Annotated in this window: 23 protein-coding genes and 7 pseudogenes; 15 read left to right on the plus strand and 15 right to left on the minus strand. The window is 42.3% G+C overall.

The window, feature by feature from the left end:
- Positions 1-274: 274 nt before the first annotated feature.
- The 6 genes and pseudogenes from AC2VE5_RS15905 to AC2VE5_RS15930 all read right to left on the minus strand — a co-directional run.
- Positions 275-451: pseudogene (locus AC2VE5_RS15905) on the minus strand (FMN-binding glutamate synthase family protein); the annotation flags it as partial.
- A gap of 36 nt (positions 452-487) precedes the next feature.
- Positions 488-1,174, minus strand: coding sequence for a protein glxC (locus AC2VE5_RS15910; RefSeq protein WP_486888712.1), 687 nt, complete (start codon positions 1,172-1,174; stop codon positions 488-490).
- A complete protein-coding gene (locus AC2VE5_RS15915; protein WP_486888713.1) occupies positions 1,162-2,085 on the minus strand; it encodes a class II glutamine amidotransferase in 924 nt (307 codons plus the stop codon). Before AC2VE5_RS15915 ends, AC2VE5_RS15910 begins: the two co-directional genes overlap by 13 nt.
- A gap of 8 nt (positions 2,086-2,093) precedes the next feature.
- A complete protein-coding gene (locus AC2VE5_RS15920; protein WP_486888715.1) occupies positions 2,094-2,558 on the minus strand; it encodes a GNAT family N-acetyltransferase in 465 nt (154 codons plus the stop codon).
- Positions 2,559-3,461, minus strand: a pseudogene (locus AC2VE5_RS15925) (type III glutamate--ammonia ligase); the annotation flags it as partial.
- Positions 3,457-4,203 (minus strand): annotated as a pseudogene (locus AC2VE5_RS15930) (FAD-dependent oxidoreductase); the annotation flags it as partial. The pseudogenes AC2VE5_RS15925 and AC2VE5_RS15930, both read right to left, overlap by 5 nt.
- A 121-nt stretch (positions 4,204-4,324) precedes the next feature.
- Between AC2VE5_RS15930 and AC2VE5_RS15935 the strand changes: the two are divergent.
- The 3 genes from AC2VE5_RS15935 to AC2VE5_RS15945 all read left to right on the plus strand — a co-directional run bounded on the left by AC2VE5_RS15935 (position 4,325) and on the right by AC2VE5_RS15945 (position 6,434).
- Complete coding sequence (locus AC2VE5_RS15935; protein WP_486888735.1) at positions 4,325-4,927, plus strand: helix-turn-helix domain-containing protein; 603 nt, start codon at positions 4,325-4,327, stop codon at positions 4,925-4,927.
- Between the two features lie 249 nt (positions 4,928-5,176).
- Positions 5,177-5,515, plus strand: a complete 339-nt coding sequence (locus tag AC2VE5_RS15940) for a hypothetical protein (RefSeq protein ID WP_486888716.1) — start codon at positions 5,177-5,179, stop codon at positions 5,513-5,515.
- On the plus strand, positions 5,508-6,434 hold the full coding sequence (locus AC2VE5_RS15945) for a restriction endonuclease (protein WP_486888717.1): 927 nt from the start codon (positions 5,508-5,510) through the stop codon (positions 6,432-6,434). Before AC2VE5_RS15940 ends, AC2VE5_RS15945 begins: the two co-directional genes overlap by 8 nt.
- 60 nt (positions 6,435-6,494) lie before the next feature.
- Here the strand turns inward: AC2VE5_RS15945 and AC2VE5_RS15950 are convergent.
- From AC2VE5_RS15950 to AC2VE5_RS15965, 4 genes and pseudogenes are all read right to left on the minus strand, one after another.
- Positions 6,495-6,914: pseudogene (locus AC2VE5_RS15950) on the minus strand (hypothetical protein).
- Entirely contained in the window at positions 6,907-7,152 is a 246-nt protein-coding gene (locus AC2VE5_RS15955) for a hypothetical protein (RefSeq protein ID WP_486888718.1), read from the minus strand. Before AC2VE5_RS15955 ends, AC2VE5_RS15950 begins: the two are co-directional and overlap by 8 nt.
- Positions 7,153-7,352: 200 nt before the next feature.
- Positions 7,353-7,451: pseudogene (locus tag AC2VE5_RS15960) on the minus strand (IS1/IS1595 family N-terminal zinc-binding domain-containing protein); the annotation flags it as partial.
- A gap of 57 nt (positions 7,452-7,508) precedes the next feature.
- Positions 7,509-8,111, minus strand: a pseudogene (locus tag AC2VE5_RS15965) (TetR/AcrR family transcriptional regulator); the annotation flags it as partial.
- Between the two features lie 52 nt (positions 8,112-8,163).
- On the opposite strand from AC2VE5_RS15965, the gene AC2VE5_RS15970 reads away from it, so the two are divergent.
- From AC2VE5_RS15970 to AC2VE5_RS16000, 7 genes and pseudogenes are all read left to right on the plus strand, one after another.
- Positions 8,164-9,156: a Rieske 2Fe-2S domain-containing protein gene (locus tag AC2VE5_RS15970; RefSeq protein WP_486888719.1), complete on the plus strand. Its 993-nt coding sequence runs from the start codon at positions 8,164-8,166 to the stop codon at positions 9,154-9,156.
- A gap of 99 nt (positions 9,157-9,255) precedes the next feature.
- Entirely contained in the window at positions 9,256-10,710 is a 1,455-nt protein-coding gene (locus AC2VE5_RS15975) for a DUF3375 domain-containing protein (RefSeq protein WP_486888720.1), read from the plus strand.
- 5 nt (positions 10,711-10,715) lie between these two features.
- A complete protein-coding gene (locus AC2VE5_RS15980) occupies positions 10,716-11,294 on the plus strand; it encodes a DUF4194 domain-containing protein (RefSeq protein ID WP_486888721.1) in 579 nt (192 codons plus the stop codon).
- Positions 11,272-14,604, plus strand: a complete 3,333-nt coding sequence (locus AC2VE5_RS15985) for an ATP-binding protein (protein WP_486888722.1) — start codon at positions 11,272-11,274, stop codon at positions 14,602-14,604. The genes AC2VE5_RS15980 and AC2VE5_RS15985 overlap by 23 nt, the downstream gene beginning before the upstream one ends.
- A gap of 19 nt (positions 14,605-14,623) precedes the next feature.
- On the plus strand, positions 14,624-15,787 hold the full coding sequence (locus AC2VE5_RS15990) for a DUF3322 domain-containing protein (protein ID WP_486888723.1): 1,164 nt from the start codon (positions 14,624-14,626) through the stop codon (positions 15,785-15,787).
- A 285-nt stretch (positions 15,788-16,072) separates the two neighbouring features.
- Positions 16,073-16,852, plus strand: coding sequence for a hypothetical protein (locus tag AC2VE5_RS15995; protein WP_486888724.1), 780 nt, complete (start codon positions 16,073-16,075; stop codon positions 16,850-16,852).
- A gap of 506 nt (positions 16,853-17,358) precedes the next feature.
- A pseudogene (locus AC2VE5_RS16000) lies at positions 17,359-17,472 on the plus strand (type II toxin-antitoxin system VapC family toxin); the annotation flags it as partial.
- A 254-nt stretch (positions 17,473-17,726) separates the two neighbouring features.
- Here the strand turns inward: AC2VE5_RS16000 and AC2VE5_RS16005 are convergent.
- Positions 17,727-18,164 (minus strand): hypothetical protein, encoded by a 438-nt coding sequence (locus tag AC2VE5_RS16005; protein ID WP_486888725.1) that lies wholly within the window; start codon positions 18,162-18,164, stop codon positions 17,727-17,729.
- 247 nt (positions 18,165-18,411) lie between these two features.
- Between AC2VE5_RS16005 and AC2VE5_RS16010 the strand changes: the two genes are divergently transcribed.
- Complete coding sequence (locus tag AC2VE5_RS16010) at positions 18,412-18,768, plus strand: DUF2237 family protein (protein ID WP_486888726.1); 357 nt, start codon at positions 18,412-18,414, stop codon at positions 18,766-18,768.
- Here AC2VE5_RS16010 and AC2VE5_RS16015 read toward each other — a convergent pair.
- The gene (locus AC2VE5_RS16015; protein ID WP_486888727.1) at positions 18,761-19,270 is read right to left on the minus strand and encodes a 2TM domain-containing protein; all 510 of its coding nucleotides are present in this window, start codon (positions 19,268-19,270) and stop codon (positions 18,761-18,763) included. The two genes, AC2VE5_RS16010 and AC2VE5_RS16015, sit on opposite strands and share 8 nt — an antisense overlap.
- A gap of 169 nt (positions 19,271-19,439) precedes the next feature.
- Here AC2VE5_RS16015 and AC2VE5_RS16020 point away from each other — a divergent pair, with 169 nt between their 5' ends.
- A complete protein-coding gene (locus AC2VE5_RS16020; protein ID WP_486888728.1) occupies positions 19,440-20,228 on the plus strand; it encodes a YdcF family protein in 789 nt (262 codons plus the stop codon).
- A gap of 78 nt (positions 20,229-20,306) precedes the next feature.
- Here the strand turns inward: AC2VE5_RS16020 and AC2VE5_RS16025 are convergent, their stop codons facing one another.
- The 3 genes from AC2VE5_RS16025 to AC2VE5_RS16035 all read right to left on the minus strand — a co-directional run bounded on the left by AC2VE5_RS16025 (position 20,307) and on the right by AC2VE5_RS16035 (position 23,916).
- Positions 20,307-21,830 carry a bifunctional aminoglycoside phosphotransferase/ATP-binding protein gene (locus AC2VE5_RS16025; RefSeq protein WP_486888729.1) on the minus strand — a complete coding sequence of 508 codons (1,524 nt, stop codon included), beginning with the start codon at positions 21,828-21,830 and terminating at the stop codon, positions 20,307-20,309.
- A 73-nt stretch (positions 21,831-21,903) separates the two neighbouring features.
- Positions 21,904-22,539, minus strand: coding sequence for a 50S ribosomal protein L25/general stress protein Ctc (locus AC2VE5_RS16030; protein WP_486888730.1), 636 nt, complete (start codon positions 22,537-22,539; stop codon positions 21,904-21,906).
- Positions 22,540-22,575: 36 nt separating this feature from the next.
- Positions 22,576-23,916 (minus strand): adenylosuccinate synthase, encoded by a 1,341-nt coding sequence (locus AC2VE5_RS16035; protein WP_486888731.1) that lies wholly within the window; start codon positions 23,914-23,916, stop codon positions 22,576-22,578.
- 330 nt (positions 23,917-24,246) lie between these two features.
- Between AC2VE5_RS16035 and AC2VE5_RS16040 the strand changes: the two genes are divergently transcribed.
- The 3 genes from AC2VE5_RS16040 to AC2VE5_RS16050 all read left to right on the plus strand — a co-directional run bounded on the left by AC2VE5_RS16040 (position 24,247) and on the right by AC2VE5_RS16050 (position 26,306).
- Positions 24,247-25,317 carry a CHASE3 domain-containing protein gene (locus tag AC2VE5_RS16040; RefSeq protein WP_486888732.1) on the plus strand — a complete coding sequence of 357 codons (1,071 nt, stop codon included), beginning with the start codon at positions 24,247-24,249 and terminating at the stop codon, positions 25,315-25,317.
- 25 nt (positions 25,318-25,342) lie between these two features.
- Entirely contained in the window at positions 25,343-25,819 is a 477-nt protein-coding gene (locus tag AC2VE5_RS16045; protein ID WP_486888733.1) for a PAS domain-containing protein, read from the plus strand.
- Between the two features lie 124 nt (positions 25,820-25,943).
- The gene (locus AC2VE5_RS16050) at positions 25,944-26,306 is read left to right on the plus strand and encodes a hypothetical protein (RefSeq protein WP_486888734.1); all 363 of its coding nucleotides are present in this window, start codon (positions 25,944-25,946) and stop codon (positions 26,304-26,306) included.
- Positions 26,307-26,324 lie beyond the last annotated feature (18 nt).

A 26,324-nucleotide genomic window follows, 5' to 3' on the forward strand; every position in this document is an offset into this window, starting at 1 on the left:
TTTGGGTATATGTATAATCTCATACCTAGAAGTGAAAGTCAAGACTAATTGGAGACTAAGAGTCTCCCGCTATCCATCCCCTCCCTGCCTGCGGCGAGGAAGGGGAATTCCGCGAAATCCGTTAAACCTTGGCTCAAAGTTTTCCCAATTCCACATTTATCAATTGGTTTTTCAACGCTAATTGCCTTCATGAATCGGATGCGTGGTGCTATTCCAGACATCTCAGGTTTCGATTACCTCTCATTTTCCTCTGCCTAGAGTGATGAAAGAGCGATAAGGGATAGCGCGATAAAGATGCACCCAAAAATACTAAATCATCAAAATGGGGTAACTTGCGTTTTGCCCCCAATCCGCGTATTTCATAGAGTCCGTGAGCGGCGGCATTTTGAATATAGTTAAGGATAGTGCGATCGTATTCCCAAGATTGTTCGTTGGATTGCATAGGATTCATATATTATTAGCTGCAAATATAAGTAAGTTGAAGTAATTAGTATTCTTGCTTTGCGTCTGCATTCCAGTGATAAAGCTGCTTTGCGGATGCTACTCGTTTGAACTCTTTGGGATGATAAGGGAAACCTGCTTTACCGAGTAATTCTCCTACTGTTAGATAATCGGCTTCTAGCATTGGTTCAATTTGGGCATCTGCGCCTAAAGATTTGATACTTCCTCGTACATAAATTACGGCTTCGTACAGCGAATCGCCTAACGCTTCTCCCGCATCGCCACAGACTACAATCCGCCCAGCTTGTGCCATAAATGCGGAAAAACTGCCGACATTCCCACCGACAACAATATCTCCACCTTTAAGGGAAATACCGCAACGCAAACCTGCATTACCATCAATAATTAGTAACCCACCATGGGCTGAAGCACCCGCAGAAACCGAAGCAAAGCCTTTGACTTGGACTCGCCCAGACATCATATTTTCGGCAACGCCTGTACCTGCATTGCCTGTAATAGTTACGTTGGCTAGTCTGTTCATGCTGGCGGCGTAATAGCCTGTATGTCCGATAATTTCTACGTCAACGGGTGCATTTAGACCAATAGCGATGTTGTGTGCGCCATCGGAATTAAGAATTTTGATTAAACTTGGATGCTCTAGTAAGTTGTGATGCAGATATTGATTGACTTCACGCACGGAAGTTTGCGTAAGATCGAAAATTATACTTTCCATACATACATCTCCTCTGGTACGGGTTCGTAGATATGGGCGTGTTTTATATCAGGTAAATGAGCAAGAGAGCGAAATTCAGAGGCGATCGCCACATAATCATCTGTTTCCGCCACAACCGCAGGTTTGCAACCAAAAGCATCTCTGACTAATGCCAATTTGTCCGCCGTACCCATCAAAAATGTATAAAAACCGTCTAATTCCTCAAACCCTTTATTCATAGCAGCTTCTAAATCGTCTCCTTCTTGCATTCGCCATTCCAAAAACCGACAAGCAGCTTCGGTATCGTTATCGGTTTCAAACTTAATTCCGCGTGGTTCGAGTTTGCGGCGAATTTCATTAGGATTAGAAAGAGATCCATTGTGGACTAAACAAAAGTCTTCCCCCGCCGTGAAAGGATGTGCGCGATCGGGTGTAACCGCCGATTCTGTCGCCATTCGAGTATGTCCGACTAAATGCGAACCTTTGAGAGACTGGAAATTGTAGCGATGAGCGACATCTGTAGGTGTACCAATATCTTTGTATAGGTCGATTGTGCGTCCGGTTGACAGTATATGTAACTGCGGATAATTTTGTTTTAACCATAGTTTTACGGTGTTTGGGGAAAGGTCAGAAATTAGTACAGCGCGAGTACGCACAGCGTAGTGCCAAGGGTGATCGCCTACAGGTACAGTTAAATTAGCCTCAATACCAAAATGTGTTTGATAATCTTGCGCTAATTCTTGCCAATTAAAGGCACTTTCAGAATACAAGCTATACTTACGATGCGTGTCTGCCAAGGGTTCGGGAAATACTGCAAGTCCCGCCGAGTCCGATCCGCGATCGCTCATACCAATCAACATTGGAACCATTAATTCACCTAAATGTTCCCGTAAATTAGTTTTTTTAACCAGTAATCCAACAATTCCGCACATAATAAGTTCTAAATAAGAGGTTTTTCAAAAAACAGACATAAAGGATCTTCTTTGTAGTCATCGAAGGGAGGAATCGGATAGTAACCGAGTTGTTGATAAAGATGGATTGCTTCGGGTTGATAAACTCCAGTTTCTAAACGCAGAGTGCGAACATTGGATCTTTTAGCAAAGGCTTCAATTTGGCGAAGTATCTGTGTCCCAATTCCTTTACCGCGCATAGAGGGGCGCACATACATCCGCTTAAGTTTTGCATAGCCAGATGCTTGTAATTGGATAGCACCGCAGCCAACGGGTTGATCGTCAGCTTTGGCAAGAAAAAGAGTAATAGATTTATCTTGTAAAGCAGCGATATTTAATCCGTGTCTGCTTTCTGGGGGATAAAGAGTTTCCAAATAACAATCGAGTTCTGCAAGTAATTCGCGCACCGCAGAACAAGTTGGGCTAGATGGAGCGATCGCTAATTCCCTTATCATTTAGAAAAACTCCAAATATTTTTTCACTTCCCACTCGGAAACGTAGCGCATATATTCCACCCATTCCATCCGCTTCAGGCTAATAAATTCCTCTGCTAATACTCCCAAAGCCCCTGGAATTACTTCGTCGGATTCCAAAGCATCAAGCGCTTCAGAGAGACTTTGGGGTAAGGTTTGAATGCCTTTAGCTTTGATTTCTTGCTCAGAAAAGTCATACAAATTAGTGTTGTAAGGTTCTCCCGGTTCTAGTTCTTTTTCGATGCCATCTAACCCGGCTGCGATCGCAACTGCTGTAGCTAAATAAGGATTGCACGATCCATCCGCTAAACGTAATTCTAAGCGCCCTCCAGGAATCCGCACCATGCTAGAGCGATTGTTATCTCCGTAGGTAATGTAAGCTGGGGCCCAAGTTGCACCGCTTAGACTTCGCCCAACTACCAGCCGTTTGTAAGAATTAATTGTAGGCGCGCAAATAGCTGTTAATGCTGGCGCGTGAGCCAGCAATCCGCCCATGAAATGATACGCTAGTTTTGATAATCCTAGATTTCTTTCATCGGTGTCATCCGCAAATATATTGCTTTTGCCATCCGAAATCGACATATGGATGTGCATCCCGTTACTGGAACGATTGGCAAAAGGTTTCGGCATAAACGAGCAAACTAACCCCATTTCTTTGGCTATTTCTGAAGCCGCCATTTTAAAGAAAATGTAGCGATCGCACGATGTCAAACCATCGGTATAGGTATAGTTAATTTCAAACTGACCGTTAGCGTCTTCATGGTCAATTTGATAAACGTCAAACTCCGCCCCTTGCAAGGAGTCTACTAATTTTTCAATAAAAGCTCGACTGCGCGAAAGTCCTTTATAGTCGTAGCAAGGTTTTTCTAAATTATCTGTGCGATCGCATTCCCACCATTTTTAATATTCGAGGCGTAGATCCAGCTACCGCACACAATACTTTAGGTGTGGAAATATCACCCCGTGAAGTTCTAACTCCTGTAACTTTATCCCCTTTAACCTCAATTCCCAATACTTCCGTCTGTTGATGAATTTCAACCCCGCGCAAGTCTGCACCGCGTCCGTAACCCCAAGCCACCGCATCATGACGAGCAATACTTCCGGGTGCATGGTACAGCCCCCCAAAACCGGGGCATTTCCGCCACGATCTATATCTATGTACGGACAAGCTTTTTGGACTTCTTGGGGACTAACTAATTCGCTATCAATCCCAAAATGCTTATTTACTTCCGCCCGCCAGCGCATTGTCCGCACCGATGCGTCGGTGTGCGCCAGCGTAAAGTGTCCGCGCGTTGAGTAAAACAAATTTAAGTCAAAATCTTGTGCTAAATCCTGCCACAGTTTTACCGATTCATCATAAAACTTCACTCCTTCCGGCGTGAGGTAGTTAGAACGAATAATTGTGGTATTTCGTCCCGTATTTCCGCCGCCAATATAGCCTTTTTCTAAAACCGCAACATTGATTATCCCGTAATCTCTTGCTAGATATATAAGCCACCGCTAGTCCATGACCGCCACCGCCAATAATTACCGCCTCGTAGCTAGATTTTAGGAGATCGCATTGCCGAAACATCCTTGGTTCTGGATACTTTTTATTTAGGGCAAATTTTAGCAAGCGTAACGGCATAAGTTGAGCAGCTAAGATTCTTTACAGGAAACTTTAGTGAATATCATGCACTTTTTATTTATAGATGTCAATGAATAGAGCGATCATGCAAAATGATTGCAGTAGAAAATAAACACATGGCATCACCGAACAAACCAATGATGGTTCTCTAGAGCATTATATTGGCAACACGATCCGGCAATTGCGACAGAAACACGGGTTAACAATTGCTGAAGTATGCGATCGCGCTAATATTTCCCGTGGGATGCTGTCAAAAATTGAAACCGCTCAAACTGCAACCAGTTTAGAAACTTTAGCAAAACTTGCTCGTGCGCTAGGTGTATCGCTTTCTACTTTATTTCGCAACTACAATATGCCCGAAGGCGACGCGCAATTGGTCAAAAGTGGCGAAGGAATGGAAGTAGTCAGGCGCGGGACTAAACGCGGTCATACCTATCATCTTTTAGCCTACGATCGCGGATCTACTAAGTTATTTGAACCATTTTTGATTGCAATGGACGATGCTTCGGAGGCTTTTCCGACTTTTGAGCATCCAGGAGTAGAGTTTATTCATATGCTGCAAGGTAAAATTGAATATCGTCACGGGCAATCTACCTATCTATTAGAACCTGGCGACTCGCTAACCTTTCGGGGCGATATTCCACACGGGCCAGAAAAGTTGATTGAATTACCGATAGTTTTTCTAGCGATTATTTATTATTCTGCGCCACCTGTTGAAAGTTGATCTAGGTAGGTAATGCGATCGTCTAAACGCGATATTCATATTCAATTAAGTAGTTTTGTACCTTATAAGTTCATGTGTCAGGGGCATTACGGAAAATTCACTATATTAAATAGTTATAAGGCTTTGGTTATCGGTGAGACGATACTTTAAGTTGTCTGTTGAGGTGACAATAGTAAGGTCAAGCTAATAAGAATTTAGCTAAGCTGTTGAAACTCTAAACTTAGTCAAGTGCCAATCAATTTGTAGTGTATGCTTGATGCTCACCTTGAAAAAAAGATTCAAAACCTCAAGTCAATTATTCGCTCTTGGACTGAGCAGAATGAATTATGGAATGATTGCTCGTTTCAGTCATGGAATGAGCATTTTGATGATGAACCACCAATGAACCCGTGTGTTTTGTTACTCTGCGTCAATGGTCAACTTGGTGAAATTTTGTCTGGCTACTCTAGTGATGAACTGTATAATGAATTTGACGATTTAATTAACACTACTGAATTCTATTTTGAGAATTATGACGGTGGAGTATTTACATTTTGGGTTGCTAGTGATGAAACACTAGAAGAAGCATATCGTAACTACTTTGAATGAAACTTTCACCTGTAGAAACATTTCTCTACAGGAAACACTAGAAGAAGCATATCGTAACTACTTTGAATGGCAGTGGATTTGCGACTTAGTGCAGCCAGATTTCTCGGATCTGTATGAAGAGATTTATACAAGGTTTCACAAGTTCCCTAATGAGCTATATCATCTTGAGCCGAGAAAGTTTGAAGTCTTGCTTGACGGCATATTTCGTAATAATGGATATCAAACTCAACTTGGCTCTGGTCAATCTGATGGTGGTGTAGATCTTCGATTATACTCTAACGATGTGATTGGCGAAGTAGTAACCCTAGTGCAGGCTAAAAGATATGCTGTGTCTAACCCGATTGATCTTCAAGCAGTACAAGCTTTAAGTGCTGTCGTAGAAGACGAGCGAGCAAACCAAGGGCTTTTTGTGACAACTTCACGCTATTTACCTTGTGCTCAACGCTTCGCAGCCAGACAGAATAAACGCATAAAACTAGCAACCTCCGATGATGTAAGTCGATGGTCGTCTCATGCCGCAGAACGTATCATCCGTGATAAGTCCAGTCTAATAAAACACGATCGCCTGCGATACTTACTTAACTCAAAAAATCTAATAGATACGTTGGAAGGTAAAATTTTTCGTGCGACTAGCTATTACGGAGGGGCTTGGAACTCCTTTGCAATAGTTTTACGGGAATCAAAAGGAGCCGTTCTACTAATGAAACTTCCACAAATCACAGTTAGTACAGTTGGTGATGCTTTCCAAGGATACGAGATTCCAGATACTGGGGTTGCTGCTCTTGAAAACTTAAATGCAGAGAATGTGTTTCGAGCAAAAAAGAAGTATGACGACAAGGGTGAACTTTATCTTTGGGGTGGTCTAAAGCTTTACTCTCTTTGGGACAGTAAGCCTCAGTACTACGACCACCTTGATTAACAACTGGATGACAGTATTATTAGCATCAGTAGGGTGCGTTGCCCAGGCAACGCACCCTATCTAAACTCTTTTAGGACTAATTTCAAAGGCTAATTCAGAACGATAGAAGCACACATCAAAAGCCAAGAAAAAATTCATATGTCCCAAAATTAAAGGAGCATTTCTGTCTCTTGTCCACGCAAAAGCTAGATCCACCGCAGGAAATTGCTCCAAGGTTGCCGTCAAAACTAATGCGCGCGCTTCAAACCTCGCTAAATTGCCGCCCAATGGAACAGAGAGCCTTTGACGCTCCTAAACTGCTCCCAATCTTAACCCCACTTCGTAAGGCAATACGTTGACACTAGAACCTGTATCTAATAAACCTGATACCCTAAGAGATTGAGTTTGGTAAGTTAGGATTAGTGGTAGATAAGGCAGTGTACTCAATGCGCCGAGGTCTGGATCTACCTCGGTAAAGGCAAATCTGACTTGATCAACCATGTGTTGCCACGTTTTCCTCTGCCAATGCCTTTGCTAAAACAGCAGCAGCTTCAAAAGAATCATGTAAACCTTGATTAGCTACTTTACCTTGCTCGTCCAATGGGACTAAACCAGATCCCTTTACTAACTCACCTATCAGCAAGTGTAATAGCAAGAGCTTATCAGAATAAGATAATTCTTTGAGGAGGGGTACAAGTTCAGTCAGAGGCATAAGCTGTTTGGTGAATTTGGGTTGCATCTATTCTAGAGTCTTAAGGAAAGCATCTGCATATTACGCTCAGGACAGATGGGTTAACAAGTCGTTGGAGTTTAACAATCTGTTGCACTGAAATGGGGAGCAAGCCTGAAAGATTACCTATTGATGTCCAAAATCTAGGTGGTGTTTTGATGTGGGAGGAGAGTGAGATCGCATTATCAGCCACTCTATTTTAATTTTTCTACAAACTGTTTGCCACAGTCCTTACAACGGTAGCATTGCTTTCCCCGTCGATACCCGTTTCTAGATAACTGCGACGATTGACAATGAGGACATTTCATTACTTTCATTACATCGTTGGATATGCGATCGCCTACATACGGCTCTAAATATGACACTAACAAGTCTTCAATTTGCTGCGTCAACTGTTGGCGGTGCTGGAGATCCGGGCTGCGAAGGGCGGACAACATCACTGCATTGCTACTATGGACGCAAACCTCTGCTAAAAGGCTATATTGCGCCTCGCCTAGGTTCGGGTTGCGTTGCTTTAAGATGCTTGCCAGGAAGTTGATTGCGCCCTGAGTCATACTTTCATCAATCGACTGAAAAATCTGGCGGGATATAAAAAATTGCACAAATACTACTCGTGAGACAGGCTGTTCAAACAACTGGGCAACAGCACCCGCTATTGCTTGAATCATTTGGCGCAGAGGTAACTGTACGATTTCTGGAGTATTTGTCTGCGCCCACATTACCTTGACTCGCTCAATATGGCGCAGCTCCATCGCATTAAAAACGGCGGCTTTATCTGGAAAAAACTGATATAGAGAACCGATTGCCGCCCCCGCTTTAGCGGCAATTAAATGAGTAGTAGCAGCTTCATAGCCTACCTCGTCAAATACTGCGGCTGCTGCATCTAAGATTTTTTCAACCCGATCTTTGCCTCGCTGCTGTTTGGGCTGACGGCGCAATTCTCTTGACGAATGCGAATGTTTTGTCATATTCTGTAAATGCGACGAATTATTCACAATTTTGAAGTTAGTGGAGAATGTTATGCATTCTATGCTCCCGGGTGCGCCTTGGTTATTAGCTCATAAGTCAATGCTGGCACTCAACCAACCTCGCAAAATTTCCTTGTATGGCGTTGACTATGTAATGTGGAAAGATGCGGCGGGAGATGTTCGCGCCTTGCCTAATGCTTGTCCGCACATGGGAGCAATGCTGTCTGAAGGATGGTGTGAAGTTGATGGCGATTGCAATAGTACCGTAGTTTGTCCTTTCCACGCGCTGAAGTTTGATGCTGATGGTTGTACTGTTTTGCCGGGAACTGAAAAGAAAGCATTACCTCAACTAAAACCTTTACCTCTAATAGTTCAGGGAGATTTTATTTGGTCTTATGGCGAACACGAGCCGAAAGTTCCAATCCCTACCATCCTAAATGAGATTGCGGAGACTTACTACTTTGTCGGGCATACCGGAGATACAAGTGTAGAGACTCCTTTGCTGACTATGCTGCTAAATATGCACGACTACAATCACCAAAACGGCACTCACAGAGACTTGTTTCGGATTACTGATGTGGAGTTTCATCAATTTACAGATATTGGGCATCATTCTCATGCTTTTTACGATATGCCTACCGCTCCTTACAGCTTGGTAGAGAAACTCAAGCAACCCGATTTATTTTTACTGCCCAGTACAATCAAAGCCCATCTAGAAAATCACTTCCCATCGCTGGTAATTTTTCATGGAGAAATGCCTTTGGGAAAAGCCGCGCAGTGTCATATATTCGTGCCAGAAGCTGAGAATCGCACGCGGACTTATATTTTACTATTTGGTCAAGCTATACATCCTGTATTTAAACTACTTGGCAACACTTACCTCAAGTTTGGCAAGGTTGTGGTAGAGCAGGATGCAGATATTTTAAGAAAGACTTATGCAGATACCCCTCAGAAAATTAGGCTTAATAATGAGATTGGTATGGACTGGGTGCGGCGCAATTTTGAGAGTTTCCCTGACGTAGTAGAACCTAATTTGTCTAAGTGAATATTTGTTTGCCTATAACTTCAGACCTAGCTCTTGTTTTGCATCGGCGTATATGCACAGAAATTAGTACAGTAAAATTATTTTAAAATAAATAATTTCATGGATTACGAACAAGTTAAATATGAGCTAGAAAGCTCGCCGATTTTCAAGCTTTTTCGCAGCCGTAACGCCGCCTTAATTTTGAGCTTTTTACACAAACAATTTAAAGAAACTCAGCGTATTTCTGTTGCTCAACTAGAGTTAGAAACAAAGTTGAGTGACTGCCTAGAGTTGCTGCAAGAAATTTATGCCGATCTTTATCATCCCCGATTCCCTAAAGAATATTTAAGCGAATGGTGTGACGATGGGCTGTTGCGGAAAATCTTTGATAGTCGCGATGAGCCAATATTTACATTGACTCCGGCGGCGGAGAAAGCGATCGCCTGGTTAGAAGACTTACAACAAAAAGATGAGTTTGTAGGGACAGAATCACGCTTTTTGCAAATTTTCTCATTGTTGAAAGAAATCCGCGATCGCAGTACCACCGATGTGGAAGAGCGGATTGCTCAGTTAGAACAAGATCGCGATCACCTCCAGCAAGAAATCGACCAAATTCGACAAACGGGAGAAGTCGCTCTCTACAATCAAACCCAACTGCAAGAACGGTTTTTTCTAGCAAATCAAGTCACCCGTCAATTGATTGCAGATTTTAAAGACATTGAACAAAATTTTCGCAACCTAACTCGAACTATAAAGGAAGCTCAACTTCAGCAAGATGCTTGTAAAGGTGCAGTGGTGAGCCGGGTATTGGATGCCGATCGAGAATTAAAAGAGTCCGATCAGGGACGCAGTTTCTACGCCTTCTGGAATTTTTTGATGTCAACGAGCAAGCGACAGGAACTCAGATCCTTGATTCAAGACGTTTATAAACTAGAAGAAATACAGCCTCTAATTCGGGAGAATGGGCTACTGCGCCGGATTGAGCGCAATTTGATTGATGCGGGTGAATACATCGTGCAATCCAACCATCGACTAACAGAAAAACTGCGACAGATGTTGGACGAGCGCAACTTAATGGAAAATCGACGAGTAGCGGAACTAATTACCGATGTTCAACGCCTTGCCTTACAAGTGGCAGATCGTGCAAGCGCAGAGTCAGATTTTTGGCAATTAGAATGCGAACCTGCGGTAAATCTGATAATGGAGCGTCCGCTACATCCTTTGGAGGAGTCAGAAACACCAACTTTTTCCCTAGACTTTAGCAACTTGCCGGAAGATACCCTAGAGGAAGAAATCGCCGAACTTTATCAGCAGTTTTATGTCAATGAGGACGAGTTAGCACAACGCATTGATGACTTGTTAGAACATCATTCCGCCGTTTCGTTAGCAGAGTTGCTTCAACTCTATCCTGTAAGTCAAGGATTGCCGGAAATTGTGGCTTATCTAGCGATCGCTACCCAAGGCGATCGACGACATTCTATTAATACCAGTACAATTGATTCAATCACGATCTCCAGTCTGGAGTCAGATAAACAACTGCATCTGACATTGCCCCAGGTCATTTTTCGCCGTTGAGAGTAATGCAACCTCAGCCCCTACAATCCTATGCCCCAGTAATTATCAAGCTTCTGCAAGGAGCAATTTACAGTGACGATCCCCATTGGGAACGGTTGCAAAGCTATCTGACTCCTATTAAGGAATACTTTGGTAAGATTGGTCTGCACGTTCAAAATTATGACACGGAAGGCTTTGCTTATTTAGAGCAACCAGATCCAGAGCCGGAGGAGCGGACAGAGCCCCTACCTCGGCTAACTGTTCGTCGTCAGTTGAGCTTTAGAGTCACGGTTTTTTGCGTATTGCTGCGCGACCAATTACGACAATTTGATGCCAGCGATGCTACTGGACGATTAGTCCTCAGCATTGAACAAATTAGAGATTTACTACAACCCTACCTACCGGAAGAAAATAATGAAGACAGATTTCGGCGCGAGGTAGAGGGATTAGTGAAGCAAACCATCGAATTTGGATTCTTGAAACGCCTGTCTGGACAAGATGAAAATTATGAAGTGCGTCCTATCCTCAAAGCCAAAATTGATGCAGATACCCTAGAACTTCTAAAACAAAAGCTAGAAAACTATGCAAATCCCCCTGTATCTTGACCAATTAAATGGTCACAACCCTGATGCGCTGGCAGGCTTTCGTCTTCAACGCTTTGAGGTACTGAACTGGGGTACGTTTGACAAACGCCCTTGGGTGATGGATTTGCAGGGAAATATGGCTTTACTTACTGGGGCGAACGGTTCGGGAAAATCAACATTGGTGGACGCATTGCTAACTTTACTGGTTGCCAATAAACGCCGTAACTATAACCAGGCCTCTAGCACTACAACTAGAAAAGAACGCGATGAAAAAAGTTACGTGCAAGGGGCGTATGGTCGTACCCGCGTGGAAGAATCCTATGGCTCAAAACCCAAATTGCTGCGAACAGACGGAACGCTGACAGTATTGCTGGCATATTTTAGCGATCGCCTTACCAAGCAAGACCTAACGCTGGCACAGGTGTTGTGGATAGAAGCTGGCTCTGTGCGTAAGTTTTTTGCGATCGCTAATGCCGAACTTGCGATCGATTCTCATTTCACCTCATCCACTCGAATTGCAGACTTAAAGAAACACTTGAAAGCAAGCGGGGTAGAAGTCTTTGACGAATTTGGGAAATACAGCCAGCAATTTCGCAAACGCCTCGGCTTGCAATCGGAAAAAGCCTTGGACTTATTCAATCAAACTGTCAGCATCAAAGAGATTGGCGGATTAAATGATTTTGTTCGCAATCATATGTTGGAAAAGACAGATGTGCAGACAAAGATTCGTGAGTTGCAAGAAAGTTATGAGAATCTCACTATTTCTCACGGGGCAATTCAAAAAGCACGCCGACAATTAGAGTCCCTTGCACCACTTACTGAAGAAGCAGAAAAATATGCAAAACTAAAAAACGAAGTTGTAAAGTTACAGCAATTTCAACCCATTAATCCTGCTTTCTTTGCCAGTAAGAAACTCAACTTGTTAACTCAAGAACTGCAAGCTATCAGTCAGCAGCTAACTCAAGACGAAGATGAATTAACACAATGCGATCGCACTCTTACAAATGAACGTCAGAAAGAGCAGCAGTTAGTGATTTCTATCAATAACGATAGCGTTGGGCAAAGGTTGCAAGAACTCAAGCGAGAACTAGAACAACGGCAAAAAGAGCTAACTAGCAAGAAAAACCAGACTGACAATTACAATCGCCTTGCTCAACAATTAGATTTACCTCCATACACTGACAGCACCACGTTTTATGCAGCAAGAACAAAAGGAGAAAAACTAGAGCAAGACATTGATGAAGCGTTGCAAACTTTAGAAGCACAACGAGATGATGAGATCGCACTGCGTAGCGATCTACAAAAACAACAAACAAAACTGGACGATGAGTTAAAATCTCTCCGCAGCCGCAAAAGCCAGATTCCCAAAACCAATCTTGATATCCGCGATCGCCTTGTCCGTGACTTGAATCTAGCCCAAACCGATCTGCCCTTTATTGGAGAGCTTTTACAAGTCCGCCTTGAGGCGCAGGAATGGGAAGGTGCGATCGAGCGCTTGCTTCGAGGGTTTGGCTTGTGCGTTTTAGTTTCTGATGCTCATTATCAAGCGGTCAATGCTTATGTATATCAGACTCATTTGAAAGGACGGTTAGTCTACTATCGCGTGACTCCAGTAGTTACCAGTCCAACACAACGCGCCCTCAATCTGAAACAGATTCCTCACAAGCTGGAAATTAAGCAAGACAACGATACATTCTCACAATGGCTACGAGATAGATTGGTGAGTCAATTTAGCTATATTTGTTGCGATACGGTAGAACAGTTCCAACATGAAACTCTTGCCATCACTCGCACAGGACTGCTCAAACATGGAGCGGAACGGCATGAAAAAGACGATCGCTCCTCCATTGGCGATCGCAGTCAATACATTTTGGGTTGGAATAACGCCAGCAAAATTAAAGCGTTAGAAACTGACTTAAAACAAATCAATCAACAACTTACGCAAATTGATAAAAAAGTACAACAACTGGAGCGCGATCGCAAACAACGGATGCAACAAACATCTTGGCTGCAAGACTTTATGAAGTTTGTTGATTTCTCGGAAATTGATTGGCGAACAATAGAGAGCGATCGTCTTAAAATTCAAGAGCAAAAACAGCAATTAGAAGCTAGTTCTAACCATCTCAAGCAGTTAGAATCACAACTTCAGAGCGCTCAACAAGAAATTGCTCAAGCAGGACAACACCGCGACAATTTAATTCGAGATCTTGAAACTCTTAAAAATAAACAAAGCAATAATCAGAGCCAACAGAAGGAATGTGAGGATAAAATGCGCTCAATTTCTGAGCAAGATATTCAGGCATTTGCAACGCGCTGGAGTACCAAAATTAAGAAATATCTGATGACTCTAGAAACAATTGCCCAAGATGAAGCTAACTTACGCGATGATCTTCAAGAACAACTCCGTCAACAAGAACGACAGCAGGAAGAATCCCGTAGTTCCCTTACTATGCGAATGCTAAACTTCAAAAATGCTTTTCCTGAAATAACCTCAGAACTGCTAACCTCCTTGGAATATTTAGATGAATATCTTAAACTTAAAATCCAAATAGAGAAAGATGACTTACCTCGTCACGAACAACGTTTTAAACAATTAATGAACGAGAAAGTAATCATTGCTATTTCAATATTTAAGAGTTCTTTAGAAAAGCAAGAAGAAGAAATTCAGCAAAGTATAGACGAACTAAATGAATCTTTGCAGAATATTGATTATACAGGATCTACCTATATCAAATTATGCTGCGATCCAAGCCGTAACCGTGAAATTCGAGACTTTAAGCAAGATTTGATTGCTTGTCTAGGCGATATTGCTCGTTACAGCGCCCAAGACAATGAGGAACGATTTAAAAATATTCAAACACGCCTGATTGAACGATTTAAGTCTGAAGATCGATGGACAGGTTTAGTAACCGATGTTCGTAATTGGCTAGATTTTTCAGTCAGCGAACGCTATCGCTCAGATAACGCTGAAAAAGAACACCATACCGATTCATCGGGAAAATCTGGCGGGCAAAAAGTCAAATTAGCCTACACTATCTTAGCATCAGCGATCGCCTATCAATTTGGCTTAAGTCAAGATACAGTAAAAAATAGGTCTTTCCGTTTTGTGGTAATTGATGAAGCATTTAGCAAATCCGATGATAGCAATGCTCGTTATGCAATGGCACTTTTTAAAAACTTAAACCTACAACTTTTAGTGGTAACTCCAAAAGATAAGATCAATGTAATTGAATCATCCATTTCTAGCCTTCACTTCGTCCATAACGCACCAGAAGGAAACTGCTCTAAAATCGCATCTATTCCGATTGAAAAATATCGACAAAACTGTTAGCTTACTCTTAGTCAAGATCGTGATTAATTTTATTCAGATTCAACAAAAAGCCAATAGTCACTATCCTTTATTTCTCCGTTCATTTCTTACGCAAGAAAACTTCTTTCCTATCGAACTTTCTATAGGTTTTTTTCCTAAAGATTACCTTAGTTTGCGAACAGAAGTGACTCAGTTGATCGACAATTCAAAACAAAGTTTAGGCTATGGTTATAATCTTGAGTTGGAGTCTCGGAAGACCCATAAGCACGGACAACAATCCCTCCCTAAACGTATTAGTATTGAAACGGAGAAAGACTACTTAAAACTAATAAAAAAAGAGCAAGAGTTTTCAAAATTTAAAGCAGATATAGAACTTGTCCGCCTAGAAGTTCCCAAACTCAATTGGTGGCTTTGTCAAAATCCCTTAGATGTAATTAAGTATCGAGAAAGCTGGCATGATTTACTCAAAGTTTGCCAGTACTTTCAACGCAACCCCAATCCTAACTTGTACATTCGAGAATTACCTATTCAGGTTCACACCAAATTCATTGAACAAAATAAAGATATCCTGCGTAGACTTTTAGAAGCTATCTTATCAATTGAACAGCTTACCTCCGTAGAAGGTGAAAGAGAATGTGTTTTTGAAAAGCGGTTTTCTCTGCGATACCGCGAATCAACTATTCGTTTCAGAGTCTTAGATCAAACAATAAAAGCTAGACATAGTTTGCCCTTCTTTGATATCAGTACGCCCATTTCTGAATTTAGACAACTTCGCTTGGAATCTCACCGATTCTTTATTACGGAAAATTTAATGAATTTTCTGACTTTACCTGCTCAAAACAATGGTCTGGCAATTTTTGGTAGTGGGTATGCGATTCAAGCCTTAAAGTCTGTTGATTGGCTATTACATTGTCCTATTTTTTATTGGGGGGATTTGGATGTAGAGGGATTTAAGATTCTTTCTCAACTGCGATCGCACTTCCCTCAAACGATATCTATAATGATGGACATTAAAACTTTTGAAACTTTCCAAGAATTTGCTGTTTATAATTCAAGCGGGGGTACTGTAACTTTACCTTACTTGACTGCCGGAGAACAGACTTTATATGCTCATTTATCACTTCATGGAAAACGTTTAGAACAAGAACACATTAGTCAAGTTTATGCTAACTATTATTTACAAAATTTAGTCCAGTCTATCTAAGTAAAGTTGCAAAGTAAACCATTAGGATATACAAAATCTTTTTGTACAATACTTCCTTTAAGGTGGATATACGAAAAATTTTTGGATAATCTCAAATATAGATGCTATGAAGAAAGTTTCTGTATGTTACGCTCAAAAATAGCCATGATGCTTGTACAAAAGTTTCAGTATAAAAAACAATCAGCCTGCTTTGATTTTTAGCGGTGGCAGTAGCTATAATTTAGTTATAAATAATTAAACTACTTAGTATAGTTAGTATAACTAGTAACTTAGATTTTAATATTTATGCAATTTCAGGAATTAGAGAAAAAACGTCAGATCAACCGATATCTCTCTCAAGAAAAATTCTCTGAACGTATATCAGCAATACAAGAATGTATGAATGCACAGTATGAGTATGTTAAATTATTTCATGGGTTTCTAGGGAAACACAACCTTACTCAACATCACAACCTTACTCAACATAGCGATGCAGAAGCACCGATTATATCAGCATTGATTAAAAATGAAATTGCACTTTACTCAAGCCTTATTCTAACAATAGATGGTTTATATGGCTCTGGCTTGGTGCTACTACGTTCAGTACATGAAGCATTGATGATTGCAAAATTTTCGTCCTTGCGACAACGTGACAACCTTATATCTAAATGGGTAGCTGGAGAGACGATCTATTTTTCTAATGCAATTTTAAAGAAAATTATTGTACCAGATATTACTGAACTAAAAACTCTTTGGGAGATCCTCTGCAAAGCATCTCATGCAACTATTTATTCATATCAGATAACGATGAAATTTGAGGAGATAGAGAACGAAATATCTGCCAATTTAGCCATCTTATCTATGTTACTAGGCTGCAATTTTCACCTGATCAACAAACACTATGTCACGAACTCAATGATTTATCTTGCAAAAAGATATCATAGCCAAGAAGGTGAGTTTCAGCGCCGTCGAGATTCAGCCAAGATCGCTACTCAAGGTGTGACCCAATTTCTCTCTCAAACAGGGCGGCAGGTTATTAAAGAGTATTCTAGAGTATGGAAATTAGCCCCTCCAGTTAGTTCCTAGCATTTATCTTAGACAGCAGGTTAATAATTTTGGTGTAACACACTGGTCAAAGTCGCATAGGTAGAACGCAAAGATACTGACAGTTGCGATCGCAACCTCCTTTTTTTTAAGTATTGTTTTTATTTCAGCAATGTAAGGCGCAAAGATATTAACAGTCGCGATCGCAAACTGTTAGTCTGCTTAAGCTATGAACTGGGCTGCAAAATCCGTTAGAAGCGATCCTGTCAAGCTATGTTTTCAGGCAAAGAGTAAGGCAAAGGCACAAAGACTTTTAAATGAAGTTATCTTTGAAAAAGAGTTGTTCCCTAATAGCTATTCAATCTGTTGAAGCAGGTATATGACTGGAAACGTTTCTGGTGTTCTCGGTCAGGGAAGATAAACCTGGCTGATTTGATGAAGCGAGTGACAGTTGGAGGGCGGGCAGTTATTCTTTGAAGCACTCCAAAAAGCTTCCGATTAGTAGTGGGTTAGCCCATTTGTAAAAGCGCTCGACGAAGCCGGAATTAGATGTCTTGATTGCAGCTACTGCACTTCGACATAACCTCCTCATGATTACAGCAAACCAACGAGAATTTGAGCGAGTTCCTGGTCTACAGACCGAGAATTGGCGACAGTCCTAGAAAATTGGGTGGTGCAAACCGCCGTATAACAACTGGAGCAGGCGGATAAGAGATCTCGCTTGTAACGAGTGGGTTGTCTGCCGCCGATCGCAAACATTATCTTGCGGTTCGAGCGATGGGGGTAGACCTGAAATCTTACTTGTTGGTGTCCAAAATCCAGATAGTGTGAAACGAATTCTCAGGTGGTGTAGTGATACGATCGCGCAAATCAGCATAACCAACCAGCTTATTGATTATGCCGATCCTCTATCAACTTAGTTAAAAGCGTCTTTGATGTTATCAACAGCGCGCTCTACAGCATTCATTGACTTGTCTACTGCTTTCTCAGTTCGAGCCGCATCTTCGTCTGCTCTTTTGTAGATTGTGTCTCTGTCGCTCTTAGCTTTGCTCTCAACATTACTATCGCTATCGGTAGATTTTTCAACTTTTTTGGCATTGCTACTAGCAGCATCCTTAACTTTGTCTTTCGTATCGCGAATAAAGTTCTTGGAGCCTTTGGCAACGTCATCAGCTTTTTCTTTAACTTTGTCTCCTGCATCTCTAGCTGCAACTAATGTTGGTGATGCCATTGCCGAATTGTTTGCAAAAAACGCACCTTGCCATACAAAAGTAATCGCACTTAGACAAAATAGAGTTGTAGCTACCCAATGTCCTACAGTCGAAAGCTGTTTAGTAAAATGATTTAGTTTCATAAAATACAATCGCAGTTAAATTTTAGCATTCTAGTTTTACTTCATCAGGCTCATCAACCAAAACGCTCTCTAGATAGAGGTTTTAATTTTTCACCTTGTCCTAGCAATTAACTATTTGGATAGATTGAGTCAGCAACTTTCTGTGCATGGGTGTCTGCAAATAGACAATAAAAAGTTAATCCGTTAAGTCGATTTGTTTTTGGCGTTAGAGCAGTAATATGGCGTAAGCGTTTTTTGAACAAATAAAATGACTAATGCTCAAAATGTTGTGGGGGGAGAACTAGAAACTTGCTGCACTTCGCCCATGACTGGATATTATCGGGATGGAAAATGTAGTACAGGTGCGGGAGACTTTGGCGTACACGTTGTTTGTGCCAAAGTTACGGCGGAATTTTTGGAATATACTAAGGTTCAAGGCAACGATTTAAGTACCCCTAGAGCTAATTTCCCTGGTTTGAAGCCTGGCGATTGTTGGTGCTTGTGTGCTTCTCGTTGGCAAGAAGCAATGGAAGCTGGTGTCGCGCCACCCGTCAACTTAGCTGCAACTCATGCTTCTGCTCTCGAACACGTTGCTTTAGAAGATTTAAAAGAGCATTCTATCTAGACTGGTATGCTTTCAACAACTTATTAATATTGCCCATGAAAGTATTTACCGATTGTTTTAACTGATGTTGCCTAGACCACTTTTGGAAAGCTCTTTCGTACTCCTCACCATTGGAGTAGTAAGTATTCCAGGTATCAAGACCAACTTTCAGACCCCAAATTAGTAGAATATACAGCGACCATGAAACTTCGCCAGAACTGAGTAAATTGATTGGTACTAAAAAAGAGTTGGCGATCGCATAATTACCAAACTTCTTTTGGAGCTTGTGGCGGCGGTACAAATCAAACGATTGCTTTTGGCGCACGATCGTATTTTGCGATCGCCACTCTATTTCTGACTGTTGCAAAGATTCGGGGGAAATTTCTAGTTCTTCAGCAATTTCTAATAGCTGCTCGTAGGAAAATTCACTATCGTCAGATTGACGAGCGATCGCAATAGAGAGAATTTGCTGGATATCTTCTTGACTATAAGAGCGAGCGATCTTAGTCTCGTAAGTTGTCATAATTGCTTACTTTTACTCTGCTTCCTAAACAGCCATCCTACCTATAGTATAGAATTAACTGCCCGTGACTTGCTAACTAAAAGCGCGGAGTCTTTAACCCCAGTATTAGCAGACAGTCGTTTTTGATGCTTCAATGTTTAGTATTTACGTTGGAGTAGCCACACAACCAATGTTTCTATTTCTATCCAAACTACTACCTTTATTTATTTATCCCTTGGGACTGTCATGTATTTTACTGGTAATAGCATTGGTAATGCTGTGGAAAAAATCGCGCTTTGTGGCAATTCCTATTGCCTCTGCTTTAGTTATCTTGGTAGTTACGAGTAACACTTGGGTTTCTTTGTCTTTGCTGCGGAGTCTGGAATGGCAAAATACCCCCACGCAGTTACCCCAAGCGGAGGCAATTGTTGTTTTGGGTGGGGCAACAAAATCGCAGTTTTTTCCCCGCCCTGGAGTAGATTTGAGTGAAGAAGGCGATCGCGTTCTTTATGGCGCTGAACTATACAAGCAAGGTTTAGCACCAATAATTATTGTCAGTGGCGGACGTATTGCTTGGCGGGGTAGTGGTTCCCCAGAATCAAAGGATATGGCAGAAATTTTGACTCAAGTTGGAGTTCCCCCATCCGCAATTATTCAAGAGCCAAGTTCTTACAATACTCGCGAAAATGCGGTAAATGTCCAAAAAATACTCAATAGCCGGAAAATCAAAAATATTCTACTTGTAACTTCTGCCATGCATATGCCCCGAAGTCTAGCAATATTTAAACGTCAAAAAATAACGGCTTTCGCCGCACCTACCGATTTTTTGGTCAGCACGAACGAATTTCAAGAAATTCAAAGTAGTTTTGAAGCTAAATTACTTGCCTCTTTGCCTGATAGCGGTGCTTTGCAAAATTTCACTCGCGCTTTAAAAGAGTATGTAGGTTTAGTTATCTATCGCTTGCGCGGTTGGGTTTAAATCACAATAGAAAATAATTTGCACTCGATTAGTTCTAGTCGGCTGGGCGCATAGAACTAATCGAGCAATTTTGCCAATTTATGGGTAAATTTTCGCCAATTGTGGCTCTATAGGCTCAGTAGTATCCAATGTCTGCACATATGGTTGCTCTGCTGGTGTAAATGCTTCAGTATTAGCAATTTGAGACTCCAATAAGTCTGCTGTAGCATCGGCAATATCGTCCTGACGAGCCGAGAGGCGATCGCGCAATACTTCAAGGGGAGCCGTGCAGTGAATAATTTGCAACGGTAATTGCTGAAATTCTGCTAGATCGATCGCATTAGTTCTCAAAGCCACGCGATCATACTTGGCATCTAGAATGACTGTAAAACCTTGGTTTGCCAGCATAACTCCTAATTGCAATAGGCGATCGTAAGTTTTTTGAGTCATTTGCGGAGTATAAAGCTCCTCCCCACCACGCTCGGATAAAGGAACTTTGCCTAAATGTTTGCGTACAGCATCCGAGCGGAGGTGAATAGCGTCTAGTTTCCGAGCAATTAGCCGTGCGGTGGTACTTTTACCCGCCCCAGACAAGCCAGACATTAAAATCAATTTGCCTTGACGGGGCTTAGTATATTCCCAAGCTAGTTTGTAATAACCACTAGCTGTCGCCGCCGCTTCTACTTTCGCCGCTTCTGGTATCCCCGGATCGTCAAGTAAAAAAGAAGTTACTTTAGCTCTAACGTAAGCTTGACGGCTCAAATACAAAGGCAATACCTGCAAACCTTCCCAGTCTCCGGTTTGCTCTGCATAAGTATTTAAAAAAGCATTGCCAAAGTCTGGACGCTGCCTTGCTTGCAAATCCATCACCGTAAACGCTACATCGTACATGACATCGACAAAGCGAAACGGCTCGTTAAATTCAATGCAGTCAAACAAGAGAATTTCATCATGCCACAGGCAAATATTTCTCAGGTGCAAATCACCATGACACTCCCGAATTTTATTGTTTTCAATCCGGCTCTTAAATAATTGACTCCGCCCGACAAAGAAATTATCTGTATATTGCTTAGTTTCTGCGTACTGTGCCGGAGTTTGCGGATTGCCGATATACTTTTTGGTTTGCTGATAGTTTTCATCAATAGCTTGCCGTACCTGGGCAACTTCGCCAAAAGAACGAATGCGATCGCTAGAAGTGGATTGCTCGTGATATTTTGCCACTACCCGCCCCAATTGCTCCATATGCGCCTCCGTCAGCGTCCCCAGTTCAAACATCTCGCTTAATAAAGCTGATTGGGGAAACTGGCGCATTTTTAGCACGTATTCTACTACTTCCCCGGTTCCGTTCAAGCTCAACTTGTCCCCGGCTTGAGTTACAGGCAATACTTCCAAGTAAAGATCCGGTGCGCCTCGCTTATTCATCTCCAATTCTTGACGACAAAAACCTTCTCGTTTCTCCAAGGTTGAGTAGTCCAAAAAGCCAAAGTTTACAGGCTTTTTCACCTTATAGGCATAATCCCCAGTCAAAAATACATAAGAAACGTGGGTTTGAATCAATTCGATTGGTTCTGTGACTGCATGAGGATAAAATCCCGCTTGCAACATCTGTTCAATTAATGTCATGACTACTCTCACTTATAAATAAAAAACCAGGAGATTAACTCCTGGTAGTAAATTACGGCAACTATTTCCTTGCTTAAGCTGATGGGGTAGCAGAATCTGTCGATCCTGACTCTGCCACTGCTTCCTCGATAATTGCCTCAGCTTCCGCACTTACCTTGGACTGAACTACACTAGCAACAGTCCGCCCTGGTTCGCCCAAAACAGTAACTCCTGGGGGTAAAACAAGCTGATTGACATACAAAATATCTTTGAGATGTAGATTTGAAATATCAACTTCAATGGCATCGGGGATACTGTCAGGGGCGCATTTGACTTCAAGCTCGGTCAATACGATATCTAAAACTCCACCTTCTACTTTCACCCCTGGCGCTTCGCCCACAAAGTGAACGGGTACTTCCACTTCCACGCTTTCTTGAGCCGCTAGCGCAAAAAAGCTGACATGATAAGCCCAGCGCTTGACGGGATGAATTTGTACTTCCCGCAGCAAAGTTTTACCGCGCCAAGACAAGTCAGGAATACTTAGATCGACGACTGTACTATTCACCCCAGCCTTTTTTAGCAATTGTTCTAGGGTTTTTGCTTTGACTGTAAGCGTAATCGACTCTGTACCTTTATGTCCGTACAAAGAAGCTGGAATTAAACCTTCGCGGCGTAAAGCTCTAGGCTTGCTGCCTTCGGCGCGTTTTTGACACTCAACTGTAATTTCCATGAGACAAAAGTAACTAAAATAAACGATTTGAACTATTTAAACTTGAGAAGCTACCGGAGTACCGTTAGCATCTAATAACGCTCGTTTGGGACCGTGGATCGGATCTTCCACAATAATTGTGCGATCGCGACTAGCGCCCAAAGAAACGATCGCAATTGGCACATCCATCAATTCGGCTAAGAATTTGAGATAGTCCAAAGCTTGGCGAGGCAAGTCTTCCAAAGAGCGGCATTCTTCAGTAGACTGTTTCCACCCTGGGAGAACCTTGTAGATGGGGCGACACTGGGCAAAGCGGCGGGCATTGCGGGGAAAGTCTTTAAACTCTACTCCATCAATTTCGTAGGCAACACATACTTTGATTTCCTCTAGTTCGTCGAGGACATCTAGCTTGGTAATTGCCAAACAATCCATGCCATTGATGCGGACGGCGTAACGACCAATTACCGCATCAAACCACCCGCAACGGCGTTTGCGCCCCGTGGTAGTGCCAAATTCTGCCCCGCGATCGCATAGTTGCGCGCCAATTTCTTCGTCAAGTTCGGTGGGAAATGGTCCTTCACCAACGCGCGTTGTATAGGCTTTAGCTACACCAATCACGCGATCGATGGCTGTGGGACCTACTCCTGTGCCGATGCAAGCTCCCCCAGCTATGGGGTTTGAGGAAGTGACGTACGGGTACGTGCCGTGATCTAAATCTAGCAGGGTTCCTTGAGCGCCTTCAAATAAAATATTGCGGCGGCGACAAATTGCATCGTAAATTTTTAGGGAAGTATCGACAACGTAAGGGCGCAATACTTCCGCGTACTGCAAATACTGCTCGATTACTACTTCTGGATCTAAGGGTTGGATTTCGTACAGCTTTTCTAAAATGACGTTTTTGTAATCTATCGCCCACTTTAGCTGTTTGCGCAATCCCTTTTCATCCATCAAGTCTAAAACTCTAATCCCGGTGCGTTCGGACTTGTCGGCGTAAGTTGGTCCAATTCCCCGCCCTGTCGTCCCAATTTTATGGCTTCCCCGCCTGTCTTCGGCGGCGATGTCGATCAGCCGATGGTAAGGCATGGTAACGTGAGCGGTTTCCGAAATTTGCAGGTTTTGGGTAGAAATATTTAGTTTTTTTAATTGCTCTAGTTCGCCAATCAAAACTTGGGGGTCAATTACCGTGCCGCAACCAATAATACACTCTGTATCAGGGTACAAAATACCCGAAGGGATGAGGTGCAGCTTAAAGGTTTGCCCCTTAACTACAATTGTGTGTCCGGCATTTACACCCCCTTGGTAACGTACAACAATATCTGCTGACTTACTGAGCAAATCGGTGATCTTGCCTTTTCCTTCATCGCCCCACTGGGCTCCAATTACTATGACGTTAGCCAAGGGTTTTTATTAAATGTAAAGTTTTCACAAACTATTATTATCAGCACATAGCGTTATGGTTGTCAAGAAAATCGCAAGTAATGCTAGAAAATTTTGCCGACAATCCTTGGCTAGATAAATTTTTTCTTAACACCAAGACTCTAAAACCAATACTTTGACGGAACTAAAACAAATTATAAATAATATGTGACTATCTAAAGAGGTAGATTTTTATTGGCATATAAAATAGGAGCGAGCGGCTAGAAACTAGAATGTTTAGCTAATTGCGTAGAATGCGATCTCCCGATTATCAGCACTCTCATTGCACGAGCCAACTACAACTGCACCAAAATGAATAAGTTTATCACGAGGCGGCTCACAGTAGTATTAGGGATAGTATCAGTGCTAGTAGTGGCAAACGGTGCAATTTCCTACTTCAATACGCGCCAGTTGAGCAAAAACGAGCAGCTTGTAACTCACACTCATCAAGTTCTCAAAGAGCTTGAAAGTACATTTTCAACATTAAAAGACGCAGAAGCAGGGCAGCGCGGTTACTTGCTGACCACAGATGAAACTTATTTAGAACCGTATTTTGCTGCTATTAGCAAAAATAGTACCCACGTCCAGAATCTCCAACAATTGACCGCCGATAACCCCACTCAACAGCAACGGCTAGTGCTACTAAAGCAAAAAATTAGTCAAAGGTTAAGTATCCTCAAAGAAACTTTAGACTTGCAAACAGCTAAAGGCATTGTAGAGGCGCAGCAAGTTGTCCAGTCTGGCAGGGGCAAAAGAGCTATGGACGAGGTGCGTCAGATTATTGCCCAAATGGAAACCACAGAAAATATCTTATTAGAGCAGCGTTCTGGGCAATCTACAGCTAGTTTTTACAAAACTATTGCTACTTTGTCTCTAGCTACGTTGCTAAATTTGCTCCTTTTGGGTTTGCTCTATTATTTTATTAAGTGGGATATTACCAAGCGCCAACAAGCCGCCGCCCAACTCCAAGAAAACGAGGCGCAGTTTCGACTTTTGGCAGAAAATTCTACAGATATGATTTCCAGGCATACGCCAGAAGGAATTTATCTCTACGCATCGCCAGCAAGTAGAGGAATTTTAGGCTACGCGCCAGAAGATTTAGTTGGGCGTAATGCCTATGAATTTTTTCATCCTGACGACTCAGAGAACCTCAAAAAATCTCATTTAGCTATACTCAATTTAGGTAACAGTAATACGATTACCTATCGCATTCGCACTGCTTCCGGCAATTATATTTGGTTGGAAACAATTAGCCGAGCGCTTCAAAATGTTCAAACTGGTGAAATTGTTGAAATTGACGCTGCTTCCCGCGATATTACCCAGCGCCAGCAGGTAGAAAAAGCATTAAGAGAAAGCAACGCTCAGGCTGCGGGCAATAGTTGATACCGAACCTGAATGCGTGAAAATAGTGGCAGCAGATGGCACTTTATTAGAAATGAATGCGGCGGGACTAACAATGATTGAGGCAGAAACCGCCGATGTAGCAATTGGAAAATCGGTCTATGATTTAATTGCCAAGGAATATAGAGAGCAATTCCAGGTTTTCAATGAAAATGTGTGTAATTTGGGTGAAAAAGGCTCCTTAGAATTTGAGCTAATTAGCTGCAAAGGTCGCTCGGTGTGGCTAGAAACTCATGCCGTACCGCTATGCAATCCTTTAACTAAAGAGTGCGTGCAATTGGCGATTACACGAGATATTACAAGTTGCAAACGCTCCGAGCAGCAAATCCGCGAACAAGCGGCGCTTTTAGATATTGCTACCGATGCGATCGCGGTGCGTTCTATAGGATGGCAAAATTATATTTTGGAACAAAAGCGCCGAGCGTCTTTAGGGCTGGCTTGCTGCGGAAGTTCTCAACCAAAATATCGATCGACTTTTATATAGCGAAAACTTTTCTCAGATCCAGGAACCACTAGAAACGGTAGTTGTAACTGGAGAATGGCAGGGTAAATTAAATCAAGTTAGTATCGATCGCAGAGAAATCATTGTCGAAAGCCGATGGACGCTGGTGCGCGACGAACAGAGGCAACCGAAATCTATCCTTACTGTTAATACTGATATTACGGAAAAAGTCAAACTAGAAGCCCAATTTTTACGCGCTCAACGCATGGAAAGTATTGGTACTTTAGCTGGCGGTATTGCTCACGATTTAAATAATGTACTCGCTCCCGTGTTGATGGCGGTGCAGCTTTTGCAGCTAAAATTTCCTCAAGAGCATCAACTACTGGGGACATTGGAGACTAATATCAAGCGCGGTGCGGCTTTAACTTGGTTTTCGCGGAATTCCCCTTCCTCGCCGCAGGCAGGGAGGAGATGGATAGCGGCGCGAGCTTTTGGGAAGAAGGTTTCTTCCCAAAACGTCGCTTGGTAACTCCTGATCAGGAGTTAC

The organism is Aliterella sp. E5.1 (assembly GCF_057473825.1).

Bases quoted from the DNA above. Each gene is read 5' to 3' on its own strand.
- AC2VE5_RS15910 (WP_486888712.1), bottom strand. From the start codon at position 1,174: ATGGAAAGTATAATTTTCGATCTTACGCAAACTTCCGTGCGTGAAGTC.
- AC2VE5_RS15915 (WP_486888713.1), bottom strand. From the start codon at position 2,085: ATGTGCGGAATTGTTGGATTACTGGTTAAAAAAACTAATTTACGGGAA.
- AC2VE5_RS15920 (WP_486888715.1), bottom strand. From the start codon at position 2,558: ATGATAAGGGAATTAGCGATCGCTCCATCTAGCCCAACTTGTTCTGCG.
- AC2VE5_RS15940 (WP_486888716.1), top strand. From the start codon at position 5,177: ATGCTTGATGCTCACCTTGAAAAAAAGATTCAAAACCTCAAGTCAATT.
- AC2VE5_RS15955 (WP_486888718.1), bottom strand. From the start codon at position 7,152: ATGCAACCCAAATTCACCAAACAGCTTATGCCTCTGACTGAACTTGTA.
- AC2VE5_RS15970 (WP_486888719.1), top strand. From the start codon at position 8,164: ATGCATTCTATGCTCCCGGGTGCGCCTTGGTTATTAGCTCATAAGTCA.
- AC2VE5_RS15975 (WP_486888720.1), top strand. From the start codon at position 9,256: ATGGATTACGAACAAGTTAAATATGAGCTAGAAAGCTCGCCGATTTTC.
- AC2VE5_RS15980 (WP_486888721.1), top strand. From the start codon at position 10,716: ATGCAACCTCAGCCCCTACAATCCTATGCCCCAGTAATTATCAAGCTT.
- AC2VE5_RS15985 (WP_486888722.1), top strand. From the start codon at position 11,272: ATGCAAATCCCCCTGTATCTTGACCAATTAAATGGTCACAACCCTGAT.
- AC2VE5_RS15995 (WP_486888724.1), top strand. From the start codon at position 16,073: ATGCAATTTCAGGAATTAGAGAAAAAACGTCAGATCAACCGATATCTC.
- AC2VE5_RS16005 (WP_486888725.1), bottom strand. From the start codon at position 18,164: ATGAAACTAAATCATTTTACTAAACAGCTTTCGACTGTAGGACATTGG.
- AC2VE5_RS16010 (WP_486888726.1), top strand. From the start codon at position 18,412: ATGACTAATGCTCAAAATGTTGTGGGGGGAGAACTAGAAACTTGCTGC.
- AC2VE5_RS16015 (WP_486888727.1), bottom strand. From the start codon at position 19,270: ATGACAACTTACGAGACTAAGATCGCTCGCTCTTATAGTCAAGAAGAT.
- AC2VE5_RS16020 (WP_486888728.1), top strand. From the start codon at position 19,440: ATGTTTCTATTTCTATCCAAACTACTACCTTTATTTATTTATCCCTTG.
- AC2VE5_RS16025 (WP_486888729.1), bottom strand. From the start codon at position 21,830: ATGACATTAATTGAACAGATGTTGCAAGCGGGATTTTATCCTCATGCA.
- AC2VE5_RS16030 (WP_486888730.1), bottom strand. From the start codon at position 22,539: ATGGAAATTACAGTTGAGTGTCAAAAACGCGCCGAAGGCAGCAAGCCT.
- AC2VE5_RS16040 (WP_486888732.1), top strand. From the start codon at position 24,247: ATGAATAAGTTTATCACGAGGCGGCTCACAGTAGTATTAGGGATAGTA.